The organism is Gilliamella sp. Fer1-1, assembly GCF_001690825.1.
Lineage (GTDB): Bacteria > Pseudomonadota > Gammaproteobacteria > Enterobacterales > Orbaceae > Gilliamella > Gilliamella apicola_C.
This window is the reverse complement of the sequence record NZ_LZGX01000004.1, coordinates 1-15465: the sequence shown is the minus strand read 5'-3', so window position 1 is coordinate 15465 and position 15465 is coordinate 1. Positions and strand designations below refer to the sequence as shown.

At 33.1% G+C, this 15465-nt stretch carries 11 protein-coding genes; 9 read left to right on the top strand and 2 right to left on the bottom strand.

Annotation, left to right across the window (positions count from 1 at the left end; all coding sequences use genetic code 11):
• Positions 1-392 precede the first annotated feature (392 nt).
• Both A9G28_RS00175 and A9G28_RS00170 read left to right on the top strand, forming a co-directional pair.
• Entirely contained in the window at positions 393-620 is a 228-nt protein-coding gene (locus A9G28_RS00175) for a YccJ family protein (RefSeq protein WP_065579400.1), read from the top strand.
• A 6-nt stretch (positions 621-626) separates the two neighbouring features.
• Positions 627-1406: a ribonuclease Z gene (locus A9G28_RS00170; protein WP_065579399.1), complete on the top strand. Its 780-nt coding sequence runs from the start codon at positions 627-629 to the stop codon at positions 1404-1406.
• Between the two features lie 39 nt (positions 1407-1445).
• Here A9G28_RS00170 and argE read toward each other — a convergent pair whose 3' ends face one another.
• Positions 1446-2603, bottom strand: a complete 1158-nt coding sequence (argE, locus tag A9G28_RS00165; protein WP_065579398.1) for an acetylornithine deacetylase — start codon at positions 2601-2603, stop codon at positions 1446-1448.
• A gap of 500 nt (positions 2604-3103) precedes the next feature.
• Here argE and trhP point away from each other — a divergent pair, with 500 nt between their 5' ends.
• The 6 genes from trhP (at position 3104) to A9G28_RS00140 (ending at position 10908) form a co-directional block, all read left to right on the top strand.
• On the top strand, positions 3104-4447 hold the full coding sequence (trhP, locus tag A9G28_RS00160; RefSeq protein WP_065579397.1) for a prephenate-dependent tRNA uridine(34) hydroxylase TrhP: 1344 nt from the start codon (positions 3104-3106) through the stop codon (positions 4445-4447).
• A gap of 337 nt (positions 4448-4784) precedes the next feature.
• Entirely contained in the window at positions 4785-5654 is an 870-nt protein-coding gene (htpX, locus tag A9G28_RS00155) for a protease HtpX (protein ID WP_065567208.1), read from the top strand.
• 133 nt (positions 5655-5787) lie between these two features.
• A complete protein-coding gene (locus tag A9G28_RS00150) occupies positions 5788-7728 on the top strand; it encodes a peptidase U32 family protein (RefSeq protein WP_065579396.1) in 1941 nt (646 codons plus the stop codon).
• A gap of 715 nt (positions 7729-8443) precedes the next feature.
• Complete coding sequence (locus tag A9G28_RS13980) at positions 8444-8611, top strand: phage/plasmid replication protein, II/X family (protein WP_081301462.1); 168 nt, start codon at positions 8444-8446, stop codon at positions 8609-8611.
• 489 nt (positions 8612-9100) lie between these two features.
• On the top strand, positions 9101-9814 hold the full coding sequence (locus A9G28_RS00145) for a helix-turn-helix domain-containing protein (protein ID WP_065567210.1): 714 nt from the start codon (positions 9101-9103) through the stop codon (positions 9812-9814).
• A gap of 50 nt (positions 9815-9864) precedes the next feature.
• A complete protein-coding gene (locus A9G28_RS00140; protein WP_065567211.1) occupies positions 9865-10908 on the top strand; it encodes a YdgH/BhsA/McbA-like domain containing protein in 1044 nt (347 codons plus the stop codon).
• Positions 10909-10982: 74 nt separating this feature from the next.
• Here the strand turns inward: A9G28_RS00140 and hrpA are convergent, their stop codons facing one another.
• Positions 10983-14858, bottom strand: coding sequence for an ATP-dependent RNA helicase HrpA (gene hrpA, locus A9G28_RS00135; RefSeq protein ID WP_065579395.1), 3876 nt, complete (start codon positions 14856-14858; stop codon positions 10983-10985).
• Between the two features lie 74 nt (positions 14859-14932).
• Here hrpA and A9G28_RS00130 point away from each other — a divergent pair, with 74 nt between their 5' ends.
• Positions 14933-15352, top strand: coding sequence for an META domain-containing protein (locus A9G28_RS00130; RefSeq protein ID WP_065567213.1), 420 nt, complete (start codon positions 14933-14935; stop codon positions 15350-15352).
• Positions 15353-15465: the final 113 nt, after the last annotated feature.

The following is a 15465-nucleotide window of genomic DNA, read 5'->3' as shown; positions in this document are numbered from 1 at the left end:
TTGGTAATCTAAGGTTTTTGCTGGTGAAATAATTATTATCATAACATATTTTGCCTATTGTATTTTGCAATAAATCGGGTTATTTTACATCAAATTCAACCCAAAGGAGTAGCAAAATGAACGTAGATAAACAAGAAATGCACGATATCAAAGCTTGGCCTACTATTCGTGAAATATTTATTGAAATTGTCGACGCTATTTTTGAATTTTTTATAGGGGGGTTTTAGTTGAGTTAATAAATTGAGGAAGCGTATAATTTTAGGTTAATAATGGTGATTGGTAATCTAAGGTTTTTGCTGGTGAAATAATTATTATCATAACATATTTTGCCTATTGTATTTTGCAATAAATCGGGTTATTTTACATCAAATTCAACCCAAAGGAGTAGCAAAATGAACGTAGGTAAAAAAGAAATGCACGATATCAAAGCTTGGGCTACTATTCGTGAAACATCTATTGAAATTGCCGAAGCTATTTTTGAATTAGCCAATAATGACGAAACTTTAGCTGAGCAGATTTGGTCAGAAGGGAGTGATGAAGTTTTAAAGCTCGCTTTTGCTAAAACTAAAGCTGATAGGCTGTTCTGGGGTGAGCAAACCATTGAACGCAAAAATATTTAGATTTTTATGAAGTTAACTTTTTTAGGAACAAGCGCAGGCTCTCCTACCGCACAACGTAACATGAGTAGTATTGTGCTAGATGTTAGGCAAGAAAGAGGGCGCTTATGGCTTTTTGATTGCGGTGAGGCAACTCAGATGCAAATGCAAAAAGCCAAATTTAGCCTTTCTAAACTTGAGATCCTCTTTTTAACACATTTACACGGTGATCACCTGTTTGGGCTACCAGGTGTTTTAACATCCCAATCTTTGATGCAAAATCAATCATCGCTAATTTTGGTTGGTCCAAAAGGTATTAAGCACTTTATCGAAACGGTCATTGAAATTAGTGATTCTTGGTTAAACTACCCGCTTAATATTATTGAGCTTGAAAAAGATTGTACCGTTTTTGAAGATAACCAGTTTCGAGTTGAAGCAAAATTATTACAACACCGCGTGCCTTGTTTTGGTTATCGTATTTTATATAATGACCTTAAAAAAGGTCGGAAATTAGCGATTTTAGGTGACACAATACCTTGTGAAGCATCGATTGAACTTGCTAAAGATGTTGATGTTCTTGTGCATGAAGCAACACAAGAACATGCTTTAGCGGATAAAGCCATTGCGCGCGGTCATTCGACAACAACACATGCCGCAACAATAGCCAAGCAAGCTAATGCTAAAAAGTTAATTATGACGCATATTAGCCCTAGATATAGTTTACATGATAATGATAAATTGGTTAGCGAAGCTAAAAATATATTTCCTAATACCGAAATAGCCACCGATTTTTCCACGTTTGAAATTTAAACAAATTTCGCCGAAATGCTCGGCGAATAAGCGGCTGTTCTAAATACAAAAATCTTTAATTAATTGTTCTATTGTTGCTTTGGTTGGCTTTAAAAAATCTAATGAAATAAATTCATCGGGTTGATGTGCTTGTTCAATTGATCCCGGACCTAACACAATAGTTGGTGAGATTTGATTTAAGTATGGTGCTTCGGTACTATAATTCACTGTTTCGGCACTATGGCCAACTAACTTTTCAATATGCTGTAATGCCGGATGATCTTTTTTGCATTCATAACCTGGAATAGGCGAAACTTCGTATTGTATTTCAATTCGATTTGGATATCTATCTATGACAGGCTGAAGTACGTCACAAAGAGCATTATAAAGCGAATCGATATCATTATTAGGCAATACCCGAATATCGATGACCAGTTCACAACAACCACAAATACGGTTTGCTGCATCGCCTCCATGAATAACACCTAAATTTAATGTAGGATAGGGAACACTAAACCCCTCATTGTGGTACTGCTGTTTAAATTGCTGTTTCAGGATTAATAAGCGTTCAATGACTAAATGCATCACTTCGATAGCGTTAATACCTTTATCTGGATCACTAGAATGCCCTGATTTACCAATTACTTTTATAGAATTAGAGATAAACCCTTTATGAGCACGGATGGGTATTAAAGATGTTGGCTCGCCAATAATGGTACAGTCAGGTTGAAGATTGGTGTTTTTAGCAAAAAATGATGCGCCAGCCATGGAGGTTTCTTCATCAGCGGTAGCTAAAACGTAAATTGGCTTGTTTAACTTTTTGAGATCAATATCACGTAACGCTTCTAAAATAAAAGCAAAAAAGCCTTTCATATCGGCAGTGCCTAGTCCATATAGCTTATTATCTTCTTCAGTTAGCTTAAAAGGATCTTTTGTCCATTGTCCTTCATCAAAAGGAACCGTATCGCTGTGCCCACTTAGTAATAAACCACCTTGCGTTTTATTGTCGCTGTTTGAATAAGTTGCTAGCATGTTGAATTTGTGTCGAGTATTGGGGACAGGCTGAATATCAATAGTAAAACCTAAATCTTCAAACCAAGTAGCTAACTTCTCGATAAGTGGTTGGTTAGAATAATCCAATTTTTCGTTAGTGACATTACTAATTGTCGGGATAGAGACAAGTTCGTTATATAGTGTTAAAAAAGAAGGGATAGCCATAAAATTACCTTTAAATAATAGCTTGAAAACATATATTTTTACATGCTGTAAGCATAACATTTACATTATCGTTTGCCTATAAATTACCATTCTTTTCAATCGGTATTTTATATATTGGATCATTAATTATCATTAAAGTTATTCCAAATAAAGTAATATGTGTTAATAAATAAAACACACATAATGATGAAAAAGCTACTGCTGAACTTTTAATAAGATAGTTTATTATTGCTAAATAAACATATTGATCATATGCTCAGGAAACAAGAAAATATCAAAAAATCCCCAGATAATGTCATTTTAATTGCTAATAAAATAGGTTATTTAGCTTGTCAACTACCAACCTAAATAGCTAGAAATACGCTTTAAAATAAAGAAGTGTTTATCGAAGGTAACTAATAAATTTGCCAACAGATAAGCTAAAGCGTAAAATGCCCATCCTATTTTGCTTAACCTATTACGAATAAGTAATACTGACTTGAAATCAGAGGCATTTTTTAATGACAACTTTATATGCAAAACCAGAGCTACTTTCGCCAGCTGGTTCCCTTAAAAATATGCGTTACGCTTTTGCTTATGGCGCAGATGCCGTTTATGCTGGTCAACCTCGCTACAGCCTACGTGTTCGCAATAACGAATTTAATCATGAAAATTTGGCAATTGGGATCAACGAAGCCCATGCCCAAGGCAAAAAGTTTTATGTGGTAGTTAATATTGCCCCACATAACTCTAAATTAAAAACCTTTATTCGTGATTTAGAGCCTATTGTAAACATGAAACCCGATGCTTTTATTATGTCTGATCCTGGGTTAATTATGTTAGTTCGTGAACATTTCCCTGAAATGGAAATCCATTTATCGGTGCAATCTAATGCAGTTAACTGGGCTACAGTAAAATTTTGGCACCAGATGGGCTTAACCCGAGTTGTATTATCCCGAGAATTATCACTTGATGAAATTGCTGAAATTCGTGAAAAAGTGCCCGAAATGGAATTAGAAGTATTTATTCATGGAGCGCTATGTATGGCATACTCTGGTCGATGTTTACTTTCTGGTTATATTAACAAACGTGATTCCAATCAAGGTACGTGCACTAATGCATGTCGTTGGGAATATAAGGTTGCTGAAGGCAAAGAAGACGAAGTTGGTCAAATTGTACATAAATGTGAGCCCATCCCAGTGCAACAAGTAGAGCCAACATTAGGTATTGGGCAGACCACAAATAAAGTATTCATGCTTGAAGAGTCTGGGCGACCAGGCGAATATATGCAAGCTTTTGAAGATGAGCATGGCACTTATATTATGAACTCAAAGGATTTAAGAGCGGTTGAGTTAGTAGGCGACCTGACTAAAATTGGTGTACATTCACTCAAAATTGAAGGCCGAACAAAATCTTTTTATTATTGTGCAAGAACAGCACAAGTGTATCGCCAAGCGATTGATGCCGCGAGCGAGGGTAAACCTTTTGATCCTCGTTTGTTACAAGAACTCAATGCACTTGCGCATCGCGGTTATACCGAGGGTTTTTTACGTCGCCATAAGCATGAAGAAATGCAAAACTATGAACATAGTCATTCAGTATCTGATAGACAACAATTTGTGGGTGAATTTAGTGGTGAGCGATTAAATGGTCTCGCTGAAATTATTGTAAAAAATAAATTTTCTGTCGGCGATAGTGTTGAAATGATGACCCCAAAGGGCAATACCACTTTTATTATTGAACGTATGGAAAATAGAAAAGGGCAACCTGTGCCAGCAGGACTTGGCGATGGTCATATTGTTTATATTCCCATTCCCGAAGATATTGATCTGAATTATGCATTATTAATGCGTAATTTTGATTAGTTAAATTTAACTTAATACCAAAGCGCAGTATGCCTATTGCGCTTTTGTTTTTTATGTATTAAGAGGATATGAAAATGGATGAAAACATTTAAGAGAGCTGGCCACTGAGTTAGCTATGTAAAAAATGGTTGTAGAAAACGACTGTAGAAGACGACTGTAGAAGACGACATCGCTAGTTTATGTTTAGTGAGTGGATTATGTCATACTCCTATAAAATATAGTAAAATAATAAAAGCTCCAAAGAAAAGTAGAGTTATATTTTTACTATATGTAATACAACAATTATGTTTAAAGGTTATTTTATTAATAAAAATCACAAAAAAGGAAAATTTTCATTATGATGCGAGTTGGATTATTTATTCTAACTAACTTAGCCGTTATGTTTGTATTTGGCATTGTTCTAAGTATCTTAGGTGTTGATTCACATAGTACTTTAGGATTACTTATATTTGCAGCACTATTTGGTTTTGGCGGATCTTTTATATCTCTTCTTTTATCTAAGCGAATGGCTTTACGGTCAGTAGGAGGGCAAATTATTACTCAACCTAGTAATAATCAAGAACAGTGGTTACTTGATGTTGTTCGCCGTTTATCAACCGAGCTTAATATAAAAATGCCAGATGTTGCTATCTATCATGCTCAAGATGTTAATGCTTTTGCAACTGGTGCTACCAAAAATAGTTCACTGGTTGCAGTAAGTTCTGGTTTATTAAATACTATGACTCAAGATGAAGCTGAAGCGGTAATCGGTCATGAAATGAGTCATGTTGCTAATGGCGACATGGTCACAATGACTTTATTACAAGGAGTTCTTAATACTTTTGTTATTTTTATTTCAAGAATGTTAGCATCTGTTGTAGCTCAAGCATTGGATGATCGTAATCGTGGTTTATCACAGTTAACCTATTTCTTGATAGTTATGGTTTTTGAAACTGTATTTGGTATTTTAGCAAGCCTTATCGCAATGTGGTTTTCTCGTTATCGAGAATTTCATGCTGATGCTGGTTCGGCTAAATTAGTAGGCAGTACAAAAATGATTGCTGCGTTAGAAAAACTAAAAACCAGCCATGAACCAAGTGAAGATACTTCAATTCTGGCATTTTGTATTAATGGTGCGAAAAAAGCGAAATTTTCTGAATTGTTTATGTCTCATCCACCATTAGAAAAACGAATCAAAGCTTTACAGAATAGAACTTACCAAAACTAATCATTCTATAACAAAAATTATATACAAACGTACAATTATCTGAAAGCTTTTGACAAGCATTATTAAATTAACAATAATGCTTGTCAAATAAAGAACAGAGCGCCTATTAATCCCATTGTCAAAAGAGTTTATAATGCCATCCTATCATAATGCTAAAAATGAATTAGAATTACTTAGTCCTGCCAAAAATATTGAAATTGCACAGCAGGCTATTTTACACGGCGCAGATGCAGTATATATCGGTGGACCAAGCTTTGGTGCTAGGCATAATGCAGGGAATTCTGTTAGCGATATTGCCCAGTTAGTTGAATTTGCTCATCGTTATTATGCAAAAGTGTTTGTAACCTTAAACACCATTCTTCACGATAATGAGCTTGAACCAGCAAGGCAACTCATATGGCAATTTTATGATGCGGGTGTTGATGCATTAATTGTACAAGATATGGGAATTTTGAATATGGATATACCTCCCATTGATTTACATGCTAGTACTCAAATGGATATTAGAACACCAGAAAAAGCAAAATTTTTATCTGATGTTGGATTTTCACAAATAGTTTTAGCACGAGAACTTAATTTAACTCAAATATCTGAAATTAATAAAAAAATTGATTCGAAAATAGAGTTTTTTATTCATGGAGCACTTTGTGTGGCTTTTTCAGGTCAATGTTATATTTCTCATGCACAAACAGGGCGCAGTGCTAATCGAGGAGATTGCTCTCAAGCTTGTCGCTTACCTTTTACTTTAAAAGATGACCAAGGTCGTATTGTTGCTTACGAAAAACATTTATTATCAATGAAAGATAATAATCAATCGGACAATCTAATGGAGTTAATTCAAGCTGGTGTTAGATCATTCAAAATAGAAGGGCGCTATAAAGACTTAAGCTATGTAAAAAATATCACGGCATTTTACCGCCAAAAATTAGATAATATTTTAGCTAAATCATCAAATTTCCTACCTGCATCAAGTGGTCGTACAGAGCACTTTTTTACACCAGATCCTAACCGAACATTTCATCGTGGAAGTACTGATTATTTTATAAACGGTAGAAAACCTGATATAGGCGCTTTCAATTCACCTAAATTTATTGGTTTGCAGGTTGGTGAGATAACTAAAGTTACATCTAAAACTATCGATATCAAATCCGAGAAAATATTAACTAATGGTGATGGTTTAAATGTACTGATAAAAAGAGAAATTTTTGGATTTAGAGCTGACAAAGTAGAGAAACTTTCGGCTAATCAATACCGCATTTACCCAAATGAAATTCCCAAACCACTTTTTTCCATTAAATTACCTTATATGGTCAATAGGAATCTCGATCATATGTGGCAGCAAAATTTATTGAAAGAAACAAGTAATCGTCGCATAGGTGTATCATTTGAATTACATAATATCGAAGGCGGTATTGAATTAATAGCAAAAAGTGAAGAGGGTATTTGTGTTGAATTAGCATTAAAGGATGAATTTGATCTTGCAGAACAACCAGATAAATTTGTGAAAAATATTAGAGATAACTTATCTAAAATAGGGCAAACAATATATCACTTAATTGAATTTAAAATGAATTTGTCAAAAATTTATTTTATTCCAAGTAGCCGACTAAATCAATTTAGAAGAGAAATTATCGATAATTTAACCACAGCTAGATTAGCCAATTATCATTGTAAGACACGTAAGCCAGAATTAAAACCAACACCAATTTACCCAGAGACACACTTAAGTTACTTAGCCAATGTATATAACCATAAAGCTAAGGAATTTTATGCACAACATGGCGTAAAATTAATTGAAAGTGCGTATGAAGCACACGAAATAAAAGATGATGTCCCACTAATGATAACGAAACATTGTTTACGATTTGCGTTTAATTTATGTCCAAAACAAGCAAAAGGAATCCAAGGAGTAAAAACCAAAGTAACGCCAATGAAATTGATTCAAAACAATGAAGAATTATTATTAAAGTTCAATTGTAAAGCTTGTGAAATGCAAGTTTGGGGAAAAATCAAAAGCCACATCTTAAAAAAACCGTTACCTGGTAGTGATGTTATTTTTATGACAAAGAATTAAATTACTATAATAACAAAAATAACAAAAAAATTTAGTTTTAAATTGATGAGAACAGATATAAAGCAGTAGTTTCAAAAAATAAAGTTAGTAATGCAAGCTGGAATTAATTCTATAATTACCTGTTTTGTAAACTAAGCTTATTCATTATCACTAAAGTGCCTATATGTGAAACTATACTTGGTTAATCAAATAGGCATTTGCCTATCAACACACTTTAATTAGCAACATAAAGCCTGTTTAAGTGACACCAAGCTTAATTGTAAATATCCGAAACAAAGGTGATGAGGTGGCAGAAAGTACGGTTGTAAATAAACACAATAAAAAACAGTCAGAAAACGCATTGATTTTATTTAACTTTTTTTAAACAACTTTGAAGGACAAAGTGCCCAGCATTAAAAAAGAAGAGCGACGATAAACGGCCAATTAAACAGCCGACAAGTTATAACATAATTGATTTTAATGGTCATTTATTCTTCATTCTTAATTCACAAATTGATTAATTTAATTTTTTGTTGGCGGGTTATGTTTTTTTATTTGAGGTCATGATTATGCTAGTTTCATCGTCTAGTTTTACGTACGTTTATCGTGGTACGCAAAATGCCATTATGCGTACCACGATAAAAATATCTATGAAACTTTAAGTCCTTTATCGTCCGTATCAGTTCTAATTATTAATTGCTACTTAACATCTTTTGATTGAGTATTTTGTCAATCAATTATTACTAGAACAGGAAAAATCTCATATTCAAAAGCTAATCGAATTTATACTTTTTATCGATTATTACTAAATGACGGTTATCAATTTGTTAAGAACTCTATGTCACAAAAAACTTTTTGGCTGTACGAAAAAGACTTGTTATTAATTGGTTTAAGTAAAATGTAATTATAAAACTTACAACAACAAAAAAATAACGTAATTCCGTTGCGCAGGGTTATTAATATTGATTTTAGTCATCAGTGTCCGAGCGGGTACGTAGAGCCGACATTATTTTACGATAATATAATTCACAACAACCTTATTTAACATAATATACATTATGCGAACCTAGATAAACGTACATAAAATTAGACAATGAAACCAGCATAATCATGACCTCAATTGAAAAAACACAACTCACTAGTAAAATATTAAATTAATCAACAAATTAACAAACATTAAAGATAAATAATCATTAAAATCAATACGTTACAATAATGTATATTATGTTAAATAAGGTTGTTGTGAGTTGAAAGGTAAAGTTAATTGTAATTATCACCTATTATTAGAATATTTTTTAAATAATAAAATAATAATTAATGAACAATTGTTATTTTATTATAAAATATGATAACCTGCTCGTTTGATAAACTGTAATTATTCTATTTAGTCAATATGCAAAATATTTTTAAGACATTACGTTCAAACAGTTATTCTGTTCAATGTGAATTATGTAGCATAAGCTCTCTTTGTCTTCCCGCGTTACTTAACAATAATTTAGATAATGTATTAGAGCGTAAAATGTCTTATGCCAAAGATGAAATTATTGTTAAAGCAAATACACCATTTACTAAATTTTATATTATTCATTCTGGTGCATTAAAGACTTTTGTTACAACACCTGATAATCATCAGCAAATTAATGGATTTTATTTACCTGGTGACATTGTTGGTTTAGATTCAATTTCAACAAAATTATATAACAACAATATCCAAGCGCTTTGCAATACACTTGTTTGCCAGCTTAATTATGATGAATTGATGTCACTGGTTGATCACCAAAAAGATATTAGAGAAATGGTACTTAATTTACTAAGTTCTGATATTTATAATTATCAAAAATTAGTACTTTGTTATTCTCAGAAAAAAGCCGATGAGCGATTAGCAACCTTTATATATTCACTTTATCAACGTTACAAACAAAGAGGTCATTCTTCATTAAATATTAAACTTATGATGAGCCGAGCTGATATTTCTAATTATTTGGGCTTAACAGTTGAAACCGTTAGTAGAAATTTATCAAAGCTTCAAGAGCAAAATATTTTATCAGTTAAAGGAAAACATTTATTTATTAAAGATTTAAATGCTTTGATGGATTTAGGCAAATAAATTTATTTATGTTAAAATAATCACAATAATTTATTGTAAGGTCTTAATATATGACAAGTTTAAAGAAAACATTTATTGCAGTAACTTTGGCCCTCACCCCTATTTCTTCATTTGCTGCCCAACAGTTAACTGAACAGCAGGCTAAAGATCTGCAGTCGTTTAAAAGCATAACTATCCGAGGGGCATTTTATACTGATAATGATTATGTTTTAGCTATGTCAAAAGCGGCAGATAAAGAAGGTGCGGCTTCTTTCTTTATAACAACAACCAATATCAGCCCGTCTAATGATACTTTACGTATTGTTTACGCTAAGCTATATAAAGCAGATGCTGCTAAAGCTGAAGAAAAAGCCGAAAATTTACGTAAATTCGAAGGCGTATATGAATATCCAAAATCTAAAGCAATCCGTTTAGAGCCTTTCAATATTGTACGAATTCGTGGATATTTTCCTAGTGAATATGATATAAACCAAGCAATTGCCAAAGAAGCCTCAGCAAAAGGTGCTTATGCCTATTATATCGATTCGCGTAGCGAGCTTGGTAGCAATCTACAAATTGCTGCTTATTTGTTTAAGAAAGATGCACCAGAACGTAAACTTCAACCTGAAGACGCAATTCCATATGATTCTGAGGCTGGCCAACTCGCTCTTGCACAAGGCGGAGATGCGGCTATGCAAGTTGAAAAACCGGGATATTATTCTCCTTCAGCTTTTAATGAAAAATTTTATGCTGATAAATTTAATAATAAAGTAAAAGTTATTCGTGAACCAGTAAATAATACAAAAACATCTACAGTAAACAGCACATCTACATCTGAGGTTACAGCAGTGACGACGGAGCCTCAACGCATAAATCGTTACACTGTAACGTTATCAGATGGACGGAAAATTCAAGAATTAAATGATGCAACAGCGGCTAAAATGGTTGCCTTTGATACAATCAAATTTAGAGGCTACTATGTGACTGATCAGGAAATTTCTTATCAAGCAGGTAAACGCGCTATTGATGCTGGTGCCAAATATTATCATATCTCTCGAGTAGCCCATGACTCTAATGGGCCGAACATCACTGTTTTTGTTGATCTTTATCGATAACTTATACCAATAAATGGGCGCATTTCACTGCGCCCTACTTTTCTATCAAACAAAATTACTTAGCCAACTAACCACTATAATTCAGATTTGACTTTATCGATTTGTTGCTCAATACGTTTTGCGGAAATTGGATACGGAGTACCAAGTTGCTGAGCAAATAGATTCACTCTTAGCTCTTCAATCATCCAACGGATATTTATTACTTCTTCTTGCGATTTTGAATTTTCTGGCAAACTATTCACCCACGTTACATATTGCTTTTCAACCGATTCTATGATGTTCAGCGATTGCTTATCTTTGGTAAAATTTACCATTAGTTTTTCAATTCTTTTTTCAATTGCGGATAAATAACGATTAATATCTGGTAGCCGTTTATAACCTGATTTTGCAACAAACCCTTTATAAACAAGGTGATCAAGTTGTTTTTTGATATCAGATAAAGAAAAGGCTAATGATAAATCGATGCGACCTTTTAGTTTTTTATTGATGTTATTATATAAAACCAAAATGGACTCAACCTGTTTTGCAATATCAACCACAGTTTCATTAATATTGCCTTTGGTATAATTTAACAATGACTGATAATTATCTCGATTTTGAATGATCTGATTATTTTTTTCAATCAAATAGTCAACAGCACAAGCAATGCAATCGTCAATTAAACTAAGCACAGTGCCAAAAGAATTAAAATATAAGCTTAATTTAGATTTATTCGGCAATTTTTCATGTAAATATTTAATTGGTGATGGTATGTTAAGTATAAGTAGGCGTCTTAATCCTAGTTTAGTTAGTCTTTGTTGCTCATATTGATTATCGATTAATTTAATGCTTACTGAATTTTGGTTATCAATGATTGCAGGGTAAGCTTTAATAGTGTAATTTTTATGAGTTTCTTCATACACACTTGGTAACAAATCAAAAGTCCAATCAGTTAAATCATTCTGTTCAATTTGAACTGTCTTTTGGGTTGTTAACGACGATAATGCCTGTTGAATTTCGTTTTTAAGCTGTTCTTTTAGCAAAATTAGATCTTTACTTGAAGCAATTTCTTTGTTGTTATTATCAACAATGCTAAAAGTTATTTTCAAATAGTCGGGGATTTGATCTAGTTGCCAATCTTCAGTGGTAATTTTTACTCCTGTCATTTTGTGAAATTCAGTTTCTAAACTTTCTAACAAAGATTGGTCTGTCGAAATAGCTCTACTTAAAAACGCATCAGCATAGTTCGGCGCCGGAACAAGATTTCGGCGCAATGATTTTGGTAATGATTTAATGAGTGCAATGATTAAATCTTTTCGGAAACCAGGTACTTGCCAATCAAACCCTTTATTTTTGATCTGATTTAATAAATTAAGAGGTATCTTAATTGTGACACCGTCACGATTATGCCCTATATCGAATTGGTAACTGAGTGCTAATTTTAGATTGCCTTGGTGCCAAAAATCAGGAAAATCATTTAAATTAACTAATTCTGCCGACTGTTTGATCAACATCTTTTTCTCAACACTAAGAAAATCAGGATCAGATTTTTGTTTTTGTTTCCACCAAGTATCAAAGTGTTTAGATGAAATAACGGATTTATCAATTCGTTTATCATAAAAATCAAAAAGTTCATCATCATCGATTAAAATATTTTGTCGGCGAGACTTATGTTCAAGATCTTCAACTTCGCTGATTAATTTTTGGTTCTTTTTATAAAACTGATGACGAGTAAACCAGTCTCCCTCAACTAAAGCATGACGAATAAATAAAGAGCGACTTAACACAGGATCGATTTTACTATAATTTACTATTCGGCTAGCAACAATAGGCAAGCCAAACAAAGTCACTTTTTCATTTGCTATAGTCGTTCCCTGTTTTTTTGACCATCTCGGCTCGTTATAACTGTATTTCACCAAATGTTTAGCTATAGGCTCAATCCACTCGGCTTCAATTTTTGCTACTACCCTTCCCCATAGTCGGCTGGTTTCTACCAGTTCACTAGCAATACACCATTTTGGCTGATTTTTGAAAAGAGCCGAATTAGGAAAAATGGCAAATTTAATATTACGCGCCCCAATATACTCATGCTTTTCAAGTTCTTTCATTCCAACATGAGATAGTAAACCACTTAGTAACGATATATGTAATGAACGATAATCTGCTGTATTGCTATTAATTGGAAACGCTAATTGTTTTATCGTTTGCCTAATTTGTGTATAGACATCTTGCCACTCTCGAATACGGAGATAATTTAAAAACTCTTTTTGACATAATCGCCTAAATTGGTTACCAGATAATATATTTTGTTGCTCTTTAATATAATTCCATAAATTAATCAAAGAAATAAAATCAGAATCCTTGTCAACAAAACGACGATGTTTTTCATCTGAGGCTTGTTGCTTATCAAAAGGTCTTTCTCTTGGATCTTGAATTGACAAAGCCGCAGTAATTATCATTATTTCTTTAGTACAGCCTAATCGCTTTGCTTCAAACAACATTCTGGCCAACCTTGGATCGATAGGAAGCTGAGCTAAAGTTTTCCCTATTTCGGTTAAATGATATCGATTATGTTTGGTATCAATTGCGCCAAGCTCTTCTAATAAACGAATGCCATCACGAATATATTTTGAATCGGGTGCTTCAACAAAAGGAAACGCTGCAATATCGCCTAAACCGAGTGAAGTCATTTGTAATATAACTGAAGCTAAATTGGTGCGTAAAATTTCAGGATCGGTAAATTCGGGACGAGATAAGAAATCTTGCTCATCATATAAACGAATACAGATACCATCTGAAGTTCGCCCACATCGACCTTTTCGTTGGTTAGCTGATGCTTGGGATATTGGCTCAATTGGCAATCGCTGAACTTTAGTACGATAGCTATAACGGCTAATTCTAGCTAAACCAGGATCGATAACATATTTTATTCCTGGTACTGTTAACGATGTTTCCGCCACATTGGTAGCAAGAACGATTCTCCTTTTTGTGTGGGGCTGAAAAATACGATTTTGTTCTGCTGTAGATAGTCTTGCATATAATGGCAAAATATCAGTATGGCGAAGATCTAATTTATTAAGCGTATCAGCAAGATCTCGTATTTCTCTTTCACCTGTTAAAAAAACTAATATATCACCTACGCTTTCGGTCGATAGCTCATCAATTGCATCAATAATGGGTTGAAAATCATTATTTTTATCGCTATAGCTCTCATTTTCATTTAATGCTAAAGGACGATATCTTACTTCAACAGGAAAAGTACGGCCCGATACTTCAATAATCGGCGCTTGATTAAAATGTTTAGAAAAGCGTTCTACATCAATTGTTGCTGATGTTATTATGACTTTCAAATCGGGACGTTTAGGTAATAGTTGTTTTAAATATCCTAAAATAAAATCAATGTTTAAGCTGCGTTCGTGCGCTTCATCAATAATAATAGTATCATATTGCAATAAAAGTCTATCTTTTTGAATTTCTGCAAGTAATATACCATCGGTCATTAATTTAATCAAAGTGGTTTCACTAACGTGATCAGAAAATCTCACTTTGAAACCAACTAATTGTCCGATTTCTGTCTTTAACTCTTCGGCTATACGATTAGCCACAGAACGTGCAGCTAAACGCCTTGGTTGAGTATGACCTATAAATCCTTTTACCCCTAACCCCAATTCTAAGCAGATCTTAGGTATCTGGGTGGTTTTTCCCGATCCTGTTTCGCCAGCAATGATAACGACTTGATGATGCTTAATTGCATCATAAATTGCTGGTTTTTTTTCAACAACTGGTAAATTAGCTGGAAAATTAATTTTTTTTGGTAACGACGCTACTCTAGTTTGGTAATGTAAAATAGCACTTTGTATATTGGCATCTATATCAGCTATAGTTTGACTTTTTTGGGCTAGTTTAATAATTTTATGCTTATCTAAAAAAGTCATTGAATCAAGATTTTTTAGTTGTTTTTGCGTTAACATAGAGACCAAATATTTTATTTAAAGTAAAAATTAACTTCAATTATAGCAAATTTAACCTATTAGTAGGAGCTCAAATGAAAAAAACGTTATTGCTAATTTCACTATTTTCTTCTTCTTTGCTTATGTATGGTTGTAATGAAGCAAAGAAAATACAAGATACCGATCTTATGCATCACCGTTTTGTGCTCACTAAAGCAAATGGCCAAGATATCTCTTTAGATGATCAAGCTGACATTGTATTTGGTGAAAATATGACTATAACAGGCAAAATGTGTAATCAGTTTTCTAGTCAAGTTACTTTGGATAGCGATAACATTAAAGGTTCAGGTGTTATAATGACTAAGATGCTTTGTAATGACGAACAATTAAACCAATTAGACTATATCATTGAACAGCTAATAGTGAATGGCGCAAAGATCGATTTAACCAATAATCAATTAATCTTAAAAAATGAAAAAAATGAGCTGATTTACCAACTTAAAGATTTAATGTAATTTAAACATTTTATTGGCTTGATACTATGGCTGAAATGCATCTATCTAATGGCTATAATTAGTTTGTTTTATAAGCAAAAGTATGTATGATATAAAAAACTTTATTTAAAATA